Origin of the sequence: Cytobacillus gottheilii, from assembly GCF_001636345.1 — a bacterium.
In the GTDB taxonomy this organism is placed as follows: domain Bacteria; phylum Bacillota; class Bacilli; order Bacillales; family Cytobacillaceae; genus Cytobacillus; species Cytobacillus gottheilii.
Genome location: NZ_KV440945.1, coordinates 666,789 through 683,600 on the forward strand (window position 1 = coordinate 666,789; position 16,812 = coordinate 683,600).

The following is a 16,812-nucleotide window of genomic DNA, read 5'->3' on the forward strand; positions in this document are numbered from 1 at the left end:
CGGTCACAGTGACGCCCCGGAATTTGGTGATTTTTGTCGAATGAATAATGGGAATGGAGGTACATCAATGCAGCAAACCAAATGTCCAAGATGTAATGCGGATTTAATGGAAGGTTCATGGGAAGATATACAGGAAAACAACGACGGCGGTGTTACGGTGGATGTACTGCCGGTTATGGTCTGTCAACAGAAGTGTGGCTATATGCGTGAAGCGGTGGACGGTCCCACTATAATCGCTCAGCAAGGGGAAGATCGATTACTGCTTTTGTATCCCAATGAACAGGGGAGAATATTGGAAGTAATTGACTCTGTTTTGTGGCCGCCGATGCATTATATGTCTTTATTGTCGCGTGGCGGCTGGGAAGACTATGCTGGTAATCACGATGTTCAGTCACTGCTTGAAAAGGCAAGGGACACCCGGGCAGCTCATTTAGAACAGCCGAATTTATTTCAGTTTGCAACAAGTGAGCTTTCTCAGGATGCTTTTTTATGCTGGCTGATGAGCTGGTGTGAACAGCCTTATAGAACATTGGATCATGCTCTGCACAAAGCATCTTTAGACTTTATGACCGCCATTTTTAACCTGCATGGTCTTCCTGTGCCAGTCATAGACTCGGTTAAACTTGAACGTCAATTTAAATCGCTCGATATTCTTGCGATTGTAAACAATAAGTTTGCGATTTTAATAGAAGATAAAACATATACTAAAGATCACTCTAATCAGCTTTTGCGCTATCGGGAGGCTGTTAAAGCAGCATACCCTGAGCTGATACAGCTGCCGATTTATTTTAAAATAGCGGATCAAAGTCACTATCGTTCACCTGAAGGGGCAGGGTATAAGTCATTTACAAGAAGTATGATGCTGGAAGTTTTAAATAGAGGAATCGCTAATAGGGTGAGCAATTCTATTTTTACAGACTATCAAATACACCTGCAGCATATCGAAAACAGTGTGGCTGCATTTAGAACAAAACGGATAGAAGAGTGGGACGCTTTTGCCTGGCAAGGATTTTACCAAGAGCTTCAAAAAGAAATAAATGGGAATTGGGGATATGTCTCAAATAAGCAAGGCGGATTCTGGGGATTCTGGTGGAGATCAGCATCCTTTGCACCTTATCTGTTGCAGCTTGAACAAAAGCGACTATGTGTAAAATTGAAAGCAACAGAAGAAGAAGGCCGAGTTTCACATCCAACAGCTAAGAAGGCATTAAAAGGCATTCTTGAAAAATCAGAAGAAAGCTGTTTACAGTTGCGGAAACCAGCTAGATTAGGGGTTGGTAAAACAGTAACGGTGGCTGAGCGGAATGACTATCTCTGGACTAAAAGCGATGGAACGATTGACTTGGAGAGAACGATTGGAGAGTTGAAGCGATTTTAAGCAATCTGTCCATTGGGTTCGGGGCGTCGCAGTGACGCCCCGAAACATGTCGAAAAAACAGCCTTCCCATCTATTGGGAAGGCTGTTTTTCAACGAAAAGAGAAAAGTGGGCGAGAACCCACCCAAACCCCACCCCAAAAATGGGACAAAGAACCTGTCCCCAAAAACCCACCCAATATTCCAAATAATCTGTTCATTGTAAAGAGATTGTTATACTATAGGGTTAAGATTAATATTTTGAAAACGTTTACCATATAAGTATATAAAAAGAGTATTTGTACCTAAATTTTTATACTTCCATAACAGTTGTAAATTAGAAATAGTAAGGAGGGTCAATATGTTAAGGATTTTTATCACTGTTCTTGTAGTTATGATTAGTGCTGGCTGCAGTGGGAAGCAGCAATTTGAGGTCATCTATAGTAGTGATAATAAACTGTTAGAAGAAGAACAGGAAAAGGAGCAGCACGGGTCTTATACAATCGGAATTGTTTCAAAAATTAGTGGAATTTCCTATTATCATGCTGTACGGGAAGGGGTGCAGGAAGCGGCAGATGACTTGGGGATAGAGGTCATGATCGAGGCGCCTGTGGATGCTACCTGGGAAGGGCAGGAAAAGATCATTGAGGAAATGATTTTGAGTGAAGTGGATGTGCTGGCCATTTCAGCAAATGATCCCGAAAAGCTTGGTCCTGTCTTACAAAAAGCAAAGGAAAAGGGCATTCGGGTGATTACATGGGATTCAGATACCAATCCTGAATTTAGAGAGTTCTATATTAATATGCTGGATCCTGAAATTTTGGGGAGGCATCTTATGGATTCATTAGCTTTGAGAACAAATGAGTCAGGAAATTATATCATCCTGACAGGATCCGAAACATCAGCCAATTTAAATGACTGGATTAAATGGATAAAGGTTCAGAATGAAGAGTATTACCCTAACCTGCATCTATTAGAAACGATTGCGACTGATGAAAATTATGAAAAGGCTTACAACTCGTCCGTTCAGATGATCGAAAAATACCCCGATTTAGCAGGGATCCTTGCTATTTCAACGCTTAATCCTCCCGCTGCAGCAGAAGCAGTAAAAACGCTGAATAAAAAAGGGGAAATTGTGATCATCGGAACAACAACACCCAATTTAATTAAAGAGGATATTAAAGATGGAACCGTGCAGGTGAATACCTTATGGAGTCCTCAAAAACTTGGCTATTTAACGGTTAGCTTAGCCAAGGACCTGTGTGAAGATATCCTTCCATATGATGGGCAGGTTATTCCAGATGTAGGCACAATAAAGGTGAATGAAGAGATGATTATTATGGGGCTTCCAATTGACTTTACAAAGGAAAATATCGATCAATATGACTTTTAAACGATTTAGCCATTTTAAATTTAAAAATTTTCACTTATCCACCAAACTGCTCATTACTTACATATTGCTTACTGTATTGCCAATGGCATTTTTAGGATCCATTGCGTATGTGCAGTATACGGAGTCTATTGAGGAGCAGATCGGCGAATATATTCCTAGATTATTGCATCAGTCGAATGAGAACATCGAAAATAATTTCAAAGAGTTAGCCTCACTTCCTGACTTGATTTACAACTCAGATAATGTAATGGGCATTCTTAGAAAAGAAAATTATGAAAGTCAGGCAGAGTTAAATAGAGACAGCTATATTATTCGAAGTTTCTTTTCAAGAACCTTTTTGGGCAATAACAGCAATGAAATTTTAGGTGTTTTTTTAGTCTCAAATCATCATATATTTGAACATTCTCGTACGTCTTACAAAGGATTCGATATTGAAAATATAAACGAACAGGACGGGATCATGTTCCAAGGGGATATGGAGATCCTGCTTCCCTATCAAAGTAATTTAGTTTTTCAGGACAATACACCCTATTTTTTATTAAAAAAAGACATCATTGATGTTGATAATCGCAGGACGATTGGAACTTTAGTATTTGCGGTTGAAACTGCTTTTATAGAGCGGGTATTTGCAAACTTGGATCATGAAGATAAAGCGGATATTTGGCTGATGAACAGCGAAGGCAGGATTATTTACCATACCGATATAGATAGAATTGGACAAACATATAATGAGATTAAAGGATTTCCAACTTTGAGTGGGAGTTTTCATACCGACTACGGTGATAACACATTAACCAGCGTAGATGAATCAGCCAATATGGGCTGGATTCTTGCTCACAGTATTGAGACGAAATTTTTAACGGAGAGAACCGATATTGTAACAAATGTGATTATTGTTATGTTTATCATTCTCGTTCTAGTCGCTACCTTAATCTCCATATATTTAGCATTAACAGTAGTACGGCCTATAAAGACCTTGGGAAACTTGATGAAAGAGGTTGAAAAGGGAAACTTTCAGGTTCAGATTCCCATTAACTCTCATGATGAAGTAGGCTACTTAGCGCAAAGCTTTGATTCGATGATCACACAAGTAAGAGAACTGATTCAGAAGAACTATGAAAAAGAGATCCGGCAGAAGAATGCGGAGCTTTATGCGCTGCAGTCCCAAATCAATCCCCATTTTATGTACAACACCTTAGAGACGATCGGTATGGCCGTTGAGGATGGAGATTCAGAGGTTGTGGTTGATATGGTAACCATCTTAGGAAGAATGCTGCGCTTTTCTTTAAGCAATAAAGAACGAATTATTCCCATTACAAAAGAGGTTGCCCATATCCGAGACTATTTAAGTCTGCAGACATTTCGGTTTGAAGAGCGCCTGTCTTTTCAAATTAACGAAACTATCGATAGTGAGAGGTATTATACACCTAAATTTATCCTGCAGCCTATTGTGGAAAACGCCATAAAGTATGGATTAGAGAAACGCAGAGAATTGACCATTGAGCTGAGTGTTAGGAAGGAATCTATTCATCATAATGAAGAAGGTATTGTCTATGTAATAAGGGATAATGGACCAGGAATGAGTCATGAAGAATTGACTCGAATTCGAAAACTGCTGCAATCTGAACCGATGATTAAGCGTGATTCTGGATTTGGCATTACCAATGTTCACGCAAGACTTGTAACCATGTTTGGTGATCCATATGGTGTCAGTATAAATAGTACCGAGGGAAATGGGACAGAAGTGATGATACGTACAAAGGTAGTGGAGCAACGTGAGGTTGCGGAGTATTCGGATAGCGGGGAGGTATACGGAGATGCAAAACATTAGAACCATTGTTGTTGATGATGAGGCACGGATTCGCCGGGGAATTGAACGTTTAGTAAAGTCATTTGGCGAGGAATGGGAAATTGTTGGAACTTATTCAGATGGAAGAGAAGCCTATGAAAATATTATCAATAATCACATTCATGTAGACCTTGTGATTACGGACGTGAAAATGCCTGAAATGGATGGGTTATCTTTTATCAGAGAATTAAAGAAATCACATTCTTTCTTTGCTTTTTTTATTAGCGGTTTTGATGATTTTCAATACTTGCAGAGTGCCATTCGTGAAGGTGCTGTGAATTATATCTTAAAGCCCATTGACCGAAAGCAATTCCGTTCTGAATTAGATAAGGTAAAAGAGAAAATCATGAACAAAAGAAAAGAGCAGCATGAACTGGAAGTTGTATATAAAAAGGCATCACTCGTCACCTATACGAAGCAGGTGCAATTATTAAGTGAGATGACGTGGATGGATCATACCGATGTCTCGATGCTGAATTGGGATAATGAGTTTCCGAATGGAAAATATAGATTAGCTTATATAAGTGTGGACCAAGCTGAAGCGAAAAATAAACAGTTACAATCAAGGGAATATGATGTGTGGAATTTTGCGATTGAAAATATAATTGAAGAAACGTTAATGCATCAACTGCAGGATGATCAAGTGCGAAGATGGTGGTGGCATAATGGCAAGTATAATTACTGGCTGTTGCTCAATGAAAATAGCAAAGAAAGTGATTTTTCTTTCTCGGAAACAGCTTATCAAGTATTGAACATTGTGCAGGAAAATATAAATATTTATACACCATATACTGTTTCAATAGCAGTGGGAAATGAGTTTGAGGATATAAGGCAACTATTGAGCAATAAAAATAAATTGCTGTCCCTATTACAATTTCGCATCATCCAGGGCGGAAATCATATCTTCAGATCAGACTTAATAAAAAATGAGTTAGAAAAAAGCTCAAAAGGAATACCTCCATCTATTTATATACGCGCCCAGCAAATTATGCACTGGATCGAGCAGGAGAATAACAAAAAAGCTGACGAAGCATTGCAGACATTTTTTGATGAACTGGATCATCTCTCTTCACCTAGCTTGGTGGAAGAAGCGCTTCACTATTTATTTATTAAAATTACAAACTTGTGGATGGATAAGGACGGGTACTGTGTAGAACCTTATATTCTCACAGAAGCAATGAATATGATGAAATATGCCACAAGTTTTGATCACCTTAAAGAAGAAACAGCATGCTGGATTATTGGCATGATGAATAAAATTCAATCATTATCGAATAAGCAGCCTGATTCCATCCAGCAGGTTAAAAAGTGGATTGATGAGCATCTTGGAGAAAATATTACGGTTAAAAGAATTGCAGATCTGGTTTATATGAATCCTACTTATTTCTGTGAATATTTTAAGAATAATACAGGAATCACCGTATTGGATTATGTAACACAAAAGCGTCTTGAAAAGGCGAAGGAATTGCTGGAGATTCCTGATCTGAAGATCTATGATATTTCAGATGCAGTCGGATATCATGATACGAAATATTTCAGCAAACTATTCAAAAAGTGGCATGGCAATACACCATCACAATACCGTGAAGCATTTTTTAAACGCATCTCCACGATGAAGGAGATTATCTAATAGTAAGGATGATTTGAAGGGAGTACCCAGCCTTTGAATCATCCTTTTTTTATTGAAACCTTGCCGATCGGCAAGGTTTTTTTCACTCCCGAAGAATGACCTCCCAATCTGACGTTTATCTCCTACAAAATAAACTCTGCGGCTTATATAGTGTAAGTATCGAAAGCAGATAAAGCTCTGAAGCGGAAGGAGAGGGTGAAATGGGAACAGGCAAATTGGAGGCAGTTGCAGCTGAGCTGGCTACTGTTATCAGAAGCATCAAAGATGATGAATTGAAGGCAGTTCTTCAGTGTATTGTTAAAGCACCTCGGATTTATGTCAAAGGGGTCGGCCGATCCGGTTTTATGATGGAAGCATTTGCGATGAGGCTGATGCATTTAGGGTTTGAAGTACATGTAATTGGAAACGCTACCACACCAGGAGCGAGCGAAGGAGATCTACTCATGGTGGGTACTGGTTCTGGGGAGACGGGCAGTCTGATTACATATGCGCAAAAAGCCAAAAAGATTGGCTTAAAAATGATAACGCTAACATCTTTTGTGGACTCTACTTTAGGTGAAATGGCTGATGAAGTCATTCAGATTTCGAGTCCTACACCTAAATCAGAAAAGACGAGTGAGGTCACATCGATTCAGCCAATGGGCACACTTTTTGAACAATCCTTATTGATCTGTCTGGATATTTTAATACTCGAGCTTATGGAATATAAATCAGCTCATTCGGATCAGATGTTTGGCAATCATGCCAATCTTGAATAGCCTTCACGGGCAGCTGTTTTGTTTTTTCACAGCTGAATTCATATATAAACCAAGTATCAGGAGGGGTTAAGGGTGAAGAGAAAGTATTTTGCATTATTTGTGATTATGAGTTTATTTCTGGCAGCTTGTTCGACAGAAAGCGGCGGATCAGGTGATTCAGGATCAGGCGGAGCGGCAAATGAAAACCTTCTGAATCCTGCAAGCTATAAGTCTGACAAAGAGCAATCTGAGTGGACAATTGGTGTTGTTACAAAAGATAATACGGCGGCATGGTTCAAGCGAATGGAAGTTGGCGTAAATGAGTTTGGCGAAGAAATGAATATCAATGTGATTCAAAAAGGACCAGCAAATGCTGATGCTGCTTCACAAGTACAAGTAATTGAAGATTTAATCGCTCAAGGTGTAGATGCTCTTGCAGTAGTGCCAATCGATCCTGGTGCAATCGAAGCTTCTTTGCAGAATGCTTTATCACAAGGGATTGCAGTAGTAACACATGAAGCATCGAACCAAAAGAACACATTGTTTGATATCGAAGCCTTTACATCAGAAGATTTTGGTGCAAGCATGATGGATTCACTTGCAGCTGCAATGGGTGAAGAAGGGAAATATGCCATGATGGTTGGCTACACGACAAGTACAACGCACATGGAATATGCTGAAGCTCAAAAAGCACGCCAGGAAGAATCCTATCCCAATATGGAATTAATCAATGGCGGAGAAGTGCCGAGTGCTGAATCAGAAGAAAGTGTAGACGTAGCCTATGAAAAAGCGAAAGAGCTTTTAAAAGCATACCCAGATTTGAAAGGGTTTACAGGAGTAGCGTCAACGGATAGCCCGGGAATCGCAAACGCGGTTCAAGAGCTGGGGCTATCTGGAAAAGTAAGCATTGTTGGGGTAGGTACTCCTAACGAATTCTCTGATTATATCAAAGCTGGAACTATCAATGAGCTTCAGCTATGGGATCCTGCTGCTGCCGGTTATGCGATGGTTTCAGTCGCAGCTAAGATCTTAGCTGGTGAAGAAGTTGCTGAAGGCACTGACCTGGGAATTGATGGATATGAAAGTATTCAGGTTATAGAAGGAACAAATAAAATGCTAGTTGGTAATGCTCCACTGAAACTGGATGATAGCAATATTGATGATTACGATTTCTAAAATTTTCTGGCATTAACCTAATTGAAAACTATGGAATACCGTATCGCAAAATTCTAATAGAGGACAGTGATGCGGTATTTCTTTCATTCATTAAATTTTATAAAAATATTCAAGCTCAGATTCGAGGAGGGATTACATTGTCTGAAAATATGATCTCTGTTAAAGGAATACATAAATATTTTGGAGGAGTCCATGCCTTAAAAGGGGTAGAACTGCAGATTAAAAAAGGCGAAGTGCATTGTTTAGCCGGCGAAAATGGCTGCGGTAAATCGACCATTATTAAGGTGATATCTGGTGTGCATAAGCCGGATGGCGGAGAGATTGAAGTAAATGGAGTAAAAGTGGACCACATGACCCCGTCAGAATCGATTAAACAAGGCATTCAAATCATCTACCAGGATTTTTCTGTTTTTCCTAATCTTACTGTCATTGAAAACCTGGCTTTTAATAAAGTGCTGGCAAGTAAAAAGAAGTTCGTGAACAGGAAAGAGTTTAGAAGAATTGCTGAGGAGGCCATCAAGAAAATTAACTTTGATGTGGATCTGGATGCTTTAGTAGAAACGCTGCCAGTTGCAGATAAGCAGTTAATCGCCATTTCAAGAGCCCTTTTGGATAATGCGAAGTTAATTATTATGGATGAGCCCACAACCGCATTAACTAAAAAAGAAGTAAAAAGAATGTTTGAAATCATTAACAAACTGAAAGATGAAGGTGTAACGATTCTTTTTGTATCACACAAATTGGAAGAGGTTTTTGAGATATGTGATACGGTTACCATTTTCCGAAACGGAGAGAATGTTATTTCTTGTCCTGTATCAGAGATGGATGAGAAGAAGTTTAGTTTTCATATGACAGGGCGCCATTTTGCAGAGGTGACAGAAGGCAAGAAGAGGAACCTGGGTGAAACAGTCCTGGAGACTAAACAATTATCTGCACGAGGCTTTAATGATGTGAGTTTTACATTAAGAAAAGGCGAGATTCTAGGGATTACCGGTCAGCTTGGATCTGGACGGACGGAGTTATCACTTGCGCTATTTGGCCTATTAAGACCAGATGAAGGTGAGATATTAATAGAAGATCAGAAAGTAAATATTCCTAATCCGACAAAAGCACAGGAGTTAGGCATTGCGCTTGTGCCGGAGGATCGACTAACAGAGGGGTTGTTCCTGCCACAGTCCATCAAAAGAAATATTGCGATTACCAGATTAGATGAATTATCGAACAAGCTTGGAGTCGTCAACAGTGAGCTGCTGGATGATGAATCTGCCAAATGGGTTCGGGATATTGGGGTTGCTACAAAGAATGATGAGTTTCCAGTATCAACTCTTTCGGGCGGAAATCAGCAGAAGGTTCTTTTGGCCAGATGGATTGCTTCCAACCCAAAGGTTTTGATACTAAATGGACCAACTGTTGGGGTCGATATCGGTGCTAAATATGATATTCACAATCTATTGCGTAAGCTTGCGAGTGCAGGGATGGGCATTATCATCGAATCAGATGATGCAACTGAAATCGTGAATACTTGTGACCGCGTGCTTGTGATGCAAAAGGGTCAAATTACAGCTGAAGTGAAAGAAGAAGATCTGAATGTAAAGACTTTAGCGAACTATGTTTAAAAGATAGGGGTGTGAAGGATGAATCTATTAACAGCAAAGTCATTTAAAAAGCTGGCTGTGCGTCCTGAGTTTTATGTTTTCATCATCATTTTGCTGCTGAGCCTTTTTATTCAGGCGAAGTCAGGACTTTTCTTTACGAATAATAACATCGTGGATTTGTTGCGTTCGATGACAGTTCCGCTGATTTATGCCATCTGTGCCTACTTAGGTTTCATCAGTACTGGGCCAGATGTTTCCTTTCCGTTGATCGCTGCCTTAAGCGGGTATTTAGCAACACAATTCGTGATGGTAACAGGCTATTCCGGATCCATTATTGTCGTATTTTTAGTTGCCATTGCCTGCGGGCTCGTCATGGGTGCCATTAATGGTTTTATTATTGCTAAATATAACTTTCCAAGTTTGATTGTGACCCTGGGAACGACCTCGATTTTCAGCGGCATCCTCCTTGGTGTTTTTGAAGCAGGCCGTATTAAGCTTCCGGAATCTATGATCGAATTTGGCCAGCAATCACTCATTAAAGTAACGAATGCAGAAACAGGCTTAGGATCTTCTCTGCCGATGACCTTCTTAATTGCCATCGGTTTGTATATTCTGACTTACTTATTCCTTAACTTTACGATGGCTGGACGCGGAGTATTTGCAGTAGGCGGAGATGAAACCTCAGCCGAAAGAGCAGGTTTTAATGTAAAGAAAATCCGCTTTGGTGTATTTACGGTAAACGGCGGTTTGGCAGCCATTGCTGGTGTATGTTATTCCGTTGAATCGACGTATTTCCTGCCGACTGAATTTGCAGGCATGGAAATGATCGTCATTGCTGCAGTTATTCTCGGTGGTACTCGATTAATGGGCGGTGTGGGCACCCTGACAGGATGCGTATTAGGGACATTGCTCTTAACGATCGTAACAAATAGTTTAATTCTCGTTGGTGTTCCGATCTATTGGCAAAAATTCATTATTGGAGCCATCATCATCGTCGGTACAGCCATATCTGTGATCCAGATTGCCGAATTAAAAGGGTTCAGAAGAAGTAAGCGGAAAAAGGTGGAGGTGGCCTAAATGAAGACTGCGCTAAAGACAAATGAACCAGCTGCTCCAAAAACCAGACTTTCTTTTATCAAAATGGATGGCAATATCCTGCGTTTATTAATCATCATGCTGACCATCTTCATCATCGCGAGTATCACCAAGCCGAGTACCTTTTTGTCGGTCGCTAACTTTCTTTCGATGGAAAAGCAGATGGTGGAATATGGACTGATGGCGATTGGCGTAGGAATTGCCATGATTGCAGGCGGAATTGATCTTTCCGTTGTGTATATCGCCAACCTCAGTGCCATTGTTGCAGGTTTGTTTATGCAGAAGTTTGCTGTAGCAGTGTCAGGTCCTGAACAAATCTTCTTTATTGTACTTGGTATTTTACTAGGGTTATTAACAGGAATTGTTTGTGGTCTGTTTAACGGTTTTTTAATTGCAAAATTGCGTATTCCTGCGATGCTGGCAACACTGGGAACGATGCAGCTGTATATGGGAATCGCCATTATTGTGACAGGGGGAAGCATCGTAAGCGGACTGCCGGAGCCATTTGCGATAATCGGCCGTACAAATGTATTTGGAATCTTCACTATGTCCTTCATCGTTTATATCGTAATTGTTGCCATTGTTGCCTATTACATTGGTAAAACGAAATATGGCTTGAAATTATATTTGTTAGGCACAAATGAAAAGGCATCTAAATTTGCAGGCATAAAAAATAATCAGATTATCATTAGAGCCTATATGCTGTCGGGCGTTATTGCAGCATCTGCTGGATTATTAAGCCTTGCGCGCATTAACTCGGCAAAAGCAGACTTTGGTTCAAGCTTTGTCATGCTGACCATTCTGATCGCTGTATTAGGAGGAATTAACCCAGATGGCGGTGCAGGTAAGATATTAGGTATCTTCTTAGCTACTATTACCGTCCAGCTTATGTCATCCTACTTAAATATGTTTCCGGAGATTAGTAACTTCTATCGCGATATGATTTGGGGAATTGCTCTTATTCTAGTACTGATTGTTAACCATGTATTAAATAAGAAAAGCGAAGCTAAATTAATGCGGCTGACATCGCAATAGCTGGGGGGATATCCACTTGAAGCAACCTAATATTTTAGTAGTTGGAAGCATGAATATGGATTTAAATTTGTATGGCATTCCGAGGATTTCTCAATTTGGAGAGTCCGTAGGCTGTGAAGCTTACAAATATGCAACTGGCGGCAAAGGTGCGAATCAGGCCTATGCGGCCGCCCTGCAGGGAGCGAATGTCACGATGGTTGGCAGAGTCGGCAATGATCATAATGGTCATTCCCTTATTACAGAGCTAGAAAGAGTCGGAATTCACACCGGCTATGTTGTAGCAGACAAGAATGATCAAACAGGTTTAGCGACCATTATGGTTGATGACCTTGGGCGATATTTCTCATATGTATCGCTTGGCGCAAATAACAAACTGAGTCCCGAGGACGTTGAAAAAGCACTCAGCGAGATGAGTTTTGACATGGCCCTTATGCAGTTGGAGATGCCGTTAGAAACAGTCTATAGAACGTATGAACTAGCAAGTGAACGCAATATTCCTGTATTTTTAGATGCCGGTCCGGCTATGAACATTTCATTGGATCGACTAAAAGGAATTTATATCATTTCACCAAATGAAGCGGAAACAGAAGCTTTGACAGGCATAGCTGTCGAAAATGAGGCAGATGCAATGGAAGCAGCAAAACAATTATATGAAAGAGCAAATCCTCAGTATGTCATTTTGAAAATGGGAAGCCGCGGTGCTTTTTTATATGATGGGAAAACGGCCAGAATGTATCCGGCTTATAAAGTGAACGCCATTGATTCCACAGGTGCAGGCGATACATTCAATGCTGCATTAGTGAACAAAATCTGTCTGGGAGAAAGTCTTGATGAGGCGATTCAGTATGCGTCCGCGGCAGCCGCTTTTTGTGTAACACGAAAAGGAGCACAGATCTCGATTCCAACAGCAGAAGAAGTGGAGAAATTTTTACAAAACCAACTCATTACAGATTAATAGAATGGGAGGAAACCAAATGGTGGGCAAAATAGCACCTTCACTCATGTGTGTGGATCTTTTGAATGTTGAAAGAGATATAAAACTGCTTGAAGAAGCAGGGGTCGATTATTTACACGTTGATATTATGGATAACCACTTTGTGCCGAATATTACACTGAGCTTCGATTTTATCAAGTCGATAAAAAGGATTACAGACATTCCTCTGGATGTTCATCTGATGATTAATCAGCCAGAAGAAAGTCTTCAATATTTGGATATGCTGACAGCCGGGGATATTGTATGTATTCATTACGAATCTACTATCCACATTCATCGTGCGATTGGAATGATCAAAGATTTAGGCGTGAAAGTAGGCTTAGCGCTGAATCCGGGCACACCTATTGGTGTTATTGAGAACTTGCTTCCTGATCTGGATATGGTGTTAATCATGACCGTTAACCCAGGGTTTGCTGGCCAGAAGCTAATTCCAAGCATGCTAGATAAAATTGAAAAATTGAGAGCACTTTTGAACGAAAAGGGTTACTCGGAAATTGAAATAGAGGTTGATGGCAATGTGAGCTTTGATCATGCCAAGCTCATGTATGAAAAAGGTGCAGATATTTATGTAGGCGGCTCATCAAGCGTGTTTAGTAAAGAGAACTCGATTGTGGAGAATTGTAAGAGGTTTCGGGAGATCATAAGATCTTAATTTTAATTAGGGAAATGCATTTTTTAAAAAGTATAGTGAAACAAAGGAGGTAAGTTATGAAGCTGCAGCTGGCATTAGATACATGTAATACAGAAGAGGCATTGCAAATAGTAAGGGAAGTGGAAAGCTTCATAGACATCGTTGAAATCGGTACACCAATGATTATGCACTACGGAATGGAGCCGGTTCAAAAAGTGTCAGAGCAATACCCTGACAAGAGGATTATTGCTGATCTAAAAATTATGGATGCCGGGGAGTTTGAAGCGGATATTGCTTTTAATGCGGGAGCATCCATTGTATCTGTAATGGGCATTACCCATAATGAAACGATTCAAGGTGCGGTCAGATCTGCCAGAAAAGCGAATGGAAAAGTGTTAGCCGATATGATGTGTGTGGTCAATTTAGAAGAGCGGGCAAAAGAATTGGTCGAACTTGGTGTTGATTATATTTGTGTCCATACGGCACATGATGTTCAAGGTACACAAAGCCCGTTCGCTTCGTTGGCTAAGGTTCAAGACAGTGTGGGTTCGGAGCGATGTGCCATTGCCGGCGGACTTAATAAGGAATCTGTTCATAGGGTGCTGGAATACAGCCCCGAAATTATCATTGTCGGAAATGGTATAACAGGTCAGGAAAATAAATCACAAGCAGCAAAACAAATCAAAGATTTATTACGGGGATAAAGGAGGGGATATTTATGAATCACTCTGTTTACTACGATAAGTGTAATATTGTGCTGGGCGAATGTACAAAAGCTTTACAGGCGGTTGACCCCGTTATTGTCTCGGATTATATCGAACTATTGAAAAACGCGGAAAAAGTATTTTTTGTCGGAGTAGGTCGCGTCCTTCTTTCCTTAAAGGCCATCTGTAAACGATATGCACATCTCGGCATTCATGCTGTGGTGGTCGGTGATATTACAGAGCCCGCCATGACAGATAAAGATGTTTTGATTGTTGGATCAGGGAGCGGCAACACCTTATTTCCTGTAGCCATTGCGAAAAAAGCCAAACAAATCGGGGCGACCGTTATCCATATCGGAAGCAACCCGGAAAGTAGCATGACGGAATGTACAGAATTATTTGTCCGAATCCCTGTTGCCAGCAAGTTGAAAAGAGCGGACGAAATTCAGTCTCTTCAACCGATGACATCCTTATTTGAACAAACCTTATTGCTGTTTGGAGATATAACAGCCATGATGCTGCTCGAAGAAGGAAACAGTGAAATCGAAGACTTATGGCAATATCATGCCAATTTAGAATAGAACTATGAGTGCTTTTGAAAAGAGGGATATGATGCAGCCAGCGTTCTCCGCATCTCTTATGTGTATGGATTTTTTACAGGTGGAAAATCAGTTAAAGGTATTAAACAATGCTGTGGATTATTACCATATCGATATTATTGATGGCCACTACAGCAAGAATCTCTCTCTTTCACCTGATCTCATGAAGGCTTTCAGAAAAGTAGTGACAAAACCGATGGATGTACATTTAGCAACAACAAATCCTGAAGATTGGATTGAGGTTTGTGCAAATGCCGGGGCAGCCTATATTTCTCCGCAGGCGGAAACCATTAATCATCATGCTTTCCGGATCCTGAATATGATTCAGCAGGCTGGCTGTAAGATCGGCATTGTTCTTAACCCGGCAACCCCACTTCAGTATATCGAATCCTATTTAGGAAGAGTCGACTTATTAACCATTATGACGGTGGATCCCGGTTTTCCCGGACAGCCATTCATTCATGAGATGATCGGAAAAATAAAAGAAGCAGCAAAATTAAGAGAAGAAAAAGGCTATAAATACAAGATACAAGTAGATGGAGCAGTAAACAAAAGCACCTTTAAAGAGTTAAACAGAGCGGGTGCCGATGTATATGTTCTCGGATCCTCCGGGTTATTCAATTTGGACGAAAATATTGAACTAGCCTGTGAAAAAATGCACCAAAACTTTGCTGAAGCAACTCAGCGATAGAAATGGGGGTATTTCCAATGGAATTGATGTTTGATACAGCCAATCTAGATAACATCCGCTATTTTAACGGAATCTTTCCCTATGTTGGAATTACTTCTAATCCCAGCATTCTGAAAAAGGAAGGCAAACGTGACCTGGTTCAACATTTTAAGGAGATTCAGAGCATTATTGGCGAGGAACGCTCTCTGCATATTCAATTAACAGCAAGGACGTCCGAAAAAATGATCGAGGAAGCCAATAAAATAACGGAAAAACTGAACAAAGAAGTTTATATTAAAATTCCAATCAATGAAGAGGGATTAAAAGCGATTAAACAGTTAAAACAAGATCAGTTTAAAATAACAGCAACTGCGATCTATACTATGGCACAAGGGGACTACGCGATCATGGCGGGCGCAGACTATCTTGCACCGTATTACAATCGAATGGAAAATACAAATATAAATGCTGAAAATGTAATTAGCCATTTTGCTGACAGAATCGAAAAGGGCGGCTATCAGACGAAGATATTGGCGGCCAGTTTTAAAAATATCGGGCAAGTTATGAAAGCGTTTAACTGTGGAGCGCATTGTGCAACTGTTGACCCTATGCTTCTCGGAGATTCTCTTAAACTACCATTTATTGAAACAGCAGTAAGTGACTTCAAAAAGGACTGGGAAGCAGTTTACGGACAGGGAAATACTTTTCTGAATTTGCTGGACTAGAGAGGAGTGTGTTTAGGTTGTTTGCTAATGTGATAGATTCAGTTAATGATACGTTAACAAAAGAAGCCGAAGCGATTCTTGAAGTGAAAAATACATTTGATCATAAACAGGTTGAAACGGTTTTTGAACTGATCAAGAATTGCCAAGGGAAAATCATTACAACAGGCTGCGGGACCTCAGGGGCAGCTGCGAAAAAAATTGCACATACACTTAGCTGTGTAGAGTGCCCATCATTATTTTTAACACCATCAGATGCCGTACATGGTGCACTTGGTGTTGTCCAAAAAGAGGACATTGTTATTGCCTTTTCTAAAGGCGGCGCAACCCATGAGATCAACAATCTGATTCCAGGATGCCTAACAAAAGGTGCGACGATAATTGCTGTAACGGAAGTGGAAGACTCGTACATTGCCCGGCAATCTCACTACCTATTAAAAGTAAAGGTCTCAAAGGAACCGGATGATTTTAACATGCTGGCCACTTCAAGTACGATTGCAACTATTGCCCTTTTTGACGCAATCGCTATTGCAATGACACGGTTTAGAGGCTTTACGAAAGAGCAGTTTGCAGTCATCCATCCTGGCGGAAAAGTGGGAGAAGCTCTCACCCAGAAGGGGGAATAAGG

The 16,812-nt window shown here is 40.4% G+C and carries 16 protein-coding genes; all 16 read left to right on the plus strand.

Annotation, left to right across the window (positions count from 1 at the left end; genetic code table 11):
- Window positions 1-67 precede the first annotated feature (67 nt).
- Window positions 68-1,378: a PD-(D/E)XK nuclease family protein gene (locus tag A6754_RS03185; RefSeq protein ID WP_180320186.1), complete on the plus strand. Its 1,311-nt coding sequence runs from the start codon at window positions 68-70 to the stop codon at window positions 1,376-1,378.
- A gap of 337 nt (window positions 1,379-1,715) precedes the next feature.
- The gene (locus tag A6754_RS03195) at window positions 1,716-2,747 is read left to right on the plus strand and encodes an autoinducer 2 ABC transporter substrate-binding protein (protein ID WP_066442478.1); all 1,032 of its coding nucleotides are present in this window, start codon (window positions 1,716-1,718) and stop codon (window positions 2,745-2,747) included.
- Entirely contained in the window at window positions 2,707-4,578 is a 1,872-nt protein-coding gene (locus A6754_RS03200; protein ID WP_156495675.1) for a sensor histidine kinase, read from the plus strand. The genes A6754_RS03195 and A6754_RS03200 overlap by 41 nt, the downstream gene beginning before the upstream one ends.
- Window positions 4,565-6,226, plus strand: a complete 1,662-nt coding sequence (locus tag A6754_RS03205; RefSeq protein ID WP_066442480.1) for a helix-turn-helix domain-containing protein — start codon at window positions 4,565-4,567, stop codon at window positions 6,224-6,226. Before A6754_RS03200 ends, A6754_RS03205 begins: the two co-directional genes overlap by 14 nt.
- 200 nt (window positions 6,227-6,426) lie before the next feature.
- Complete coding sequence (gene hxlB / locus A6754_RS03210; protein WP_066442481.1) at window positions 6,427-6,984, plus strand: 6-phospho-3-hexuloisomerase; 558 nt, start codon at window positions 6,427-6,429, stop codon at window positions 6,982-6,984.
- A 72-nt stretch (window positions 6,985-7,056) separates the two neighbouring features.
- On the plus strand, window positions 7,057-8,139 hold the full coding sequence (locus A6754_RS03215; protein WP_066442482.1) for an autoinducer 2 ABC transporter substrate-binding protein: 1,083 nt from the start codon (window positions 7,057-7,059) through the stop codon (window positions 8,137-8,139).
- A 137-nt stretch (window positions 8,140-8,276) separates the two neighbouring features.
- A complete protein-coding gene (locus A6754_RS03220) occupies window positions 8,277-9,755 on the plus strand; it encodes a sugar ABC transporter ATP-binding protein (RefSeq protein WP_066442483.1) in 1,479 nt (492 codons plus the stop codon).
- 18 nt (window positions 9,756-9,773) lie between these two features.
- The gene (locus tag A6754_RS03225) at window positions 9,774-10,811 is read left to right on the plus strand and encodes an ABC transporter permease (RefSeq protein WP_066442484.1); all 1,038 of its coding nucleotides are present in this window, start codon (window positions 9,774-9,776) and stop codon (window positions 10,809-10,811) included.
- Window positions 10,812-11,864, plus strand: a complete 1,053-nt coding sequence (locus A6754_RS03230) for an ABC transporter permease (RefSeq protein WP_066442485.1) — start codon at window positions 10,812-10,814, stop codon at window positions 11,862-11,864.
- Between the two features lie 16 nt (window positions 11,865-11,880).
- Window positions 11,881-12,819 (plus strand): PfkB family carbohydrate kinase, encoded by a 939-nt coding sequence (locus A6754_RS03235; protein ID WP_082851593.1) that lies wholly within the window; start codon window positions 11,881-11,883, stop codon window positions 12,817-12,819.
- Window positions 12,820-12,838: 19 nt separating this feature from the next.
- The gene (gene rpe, locus A6754_RS03240; RefSeq protein WP_066442486.1) at window positions 12,839-13,510 is read left to right on the plus strand and encodes a ribulose-phosphate 3-epimerase; all 672 of its coding nucleotides are present in this window, start codon (window positions 12,839-12,841) and stop codon (window positions 13,508-13,510) included.
- Between the two features lie 56 nt (window positions 13,511-13,566).
- Complete coding sequence (hxlA, locus tag A6754_RS03245; RefSeq protein WP_066442487.1) at window positions 13,567-14,193, plus strand: 3-hexulose-6-phosphate synthase; 627 nt, start codon at window positions 13,567-13,569, stop codon at window positions 14,191-14,193.
- Between the two features lie 14 nt (window positions 14,194-14,207).
- Entirely contained in the window at window positions 14,208-14,774 is a 567-nt protein-coding gene (hxlB, locus tag A6754_RS03250; protein WP_066442488.1) for a 6-phospho-3-hexuloisomerase, read from the plus strand.
- 31 nt (window positions 14,775-14,805) lie between these two features.
- Entirely contained in the window at window positions 14,806-15,483 is a 678-nt protein-coding gene (gene alsE / locus A6754_RS03255) for a D-allulose 6-phosphate 3-epimerase (protein WP_066442489.1), read from the plus strand.
- A gap of 17 nt (window positions 15,484-15,500) precedes the next feature.
- Window positions 15,501-16,187: a fructose-6-phosphate aldolase gene (locus tag A6754_RS03260; protein ID WP_066442490.1), complete on the plus strand. Its 687-nt coding sequence runs from the start codon at window positions 15,501-15,503 to the stop codon at window positions 16,185-16,187.
- A 17-nt stretch (window positions 16,188-16,204) separates the two neighbouring features.
- Window positions 16,205-16,810 (plus strand): KpsF/GutQ family sugar-phosphate isomerase, encoded by a 606-nt coding sequence (locus tag A6754_RS03265; RefSeq protein ID WP_156495677.1) that lies wholly within the window; start codon window positions 16,205-16,207, stop codon window positions 16,808-16,810.
- Window positions 16,811-16,812: the final 2 nt, after the last annotated feature.

What these genes read in the sequence shown, in the direction of transcription:
- A6754_RS03185 (WP_180320186.1), top strand. Translation starts at nt 68, where the DNA reads ATGCAGCAAACCAAATGTCCAAGATGTAATGCGGATTTAATGGAAGGT.
- A6754_RS03195 (WP_066442478.1), top strand. Translation starts at nt 1,716, where the DNA reads ATGTTAAGGATTTTTATCACTGTTCTTGTAGTTATGATTAGTGCTGGC.
- A6754_RS03205 (WP_066442480.1), top strand. Translation starts at nt 4,565, where the DNA reads ATGCAAAACATTAGAACCATTGTTGTTGATGATGAGGCACGGATTCGC.
- hxlB (WP_066442481.1), top strand. Translation starts at nt 6,427, where the DNA reads ATGGGAACAGGCAAATTGGAGGCAGTTGCAGCTGAGCTGGCTACTGTT.
- A6754_RS03225 (WP_066442484.1), top strand. Translation starts at nt 9,774, where the DNA reads ATGAATCTATTAACAGCAAAGTCATTTAAAAAGCTGGCTGTGCGTCCT.
- A6754_RS03230 (WP_066442485.1), top strand. Translation starts at nt 10,812, where the DNA reads ATGAAGACTGCGCTAAAGACAAATGAACCAGCTGCTCCAAAAACCAGA.
- rpe (WP_066442486.1), top strand. Translation starts at nt 12,839, where the DNA reads ATGGTGGGCAAAATAGCACCTTCACTCATGTGTGTGGATCTTTTGAAT.
- hxlA (WP_066442487.1), top strand. Translation starts at nt 13,567, where the DNA reads ATGAAGCTGCAGCTGGCATTAGATACATGTAATACAGAAGAGGCATTG.
- hxlB (WP_066442488.1), top strand. Translation starts at nt 14,208, where the DNA reads ATGAATCACTCTGTTTACTACGATAAGTGTAATATTGTGCTGGGCGAA.
- alsE (WP_066442489.1), top strand. Translation starts at nt 14,806, where the DNA reads ATGCAGCCAGCGTTCTCCGCATCTCTTATGTGTATGGATTTTTTACAG.
- A6754_RS03260 (WP_066442490.1), top strand. Translation starts at nt 15,501, where the DNA reads ATGGAATTGATGTTTGATACAGCCAATCTAGATAACATCCGCTATTTT.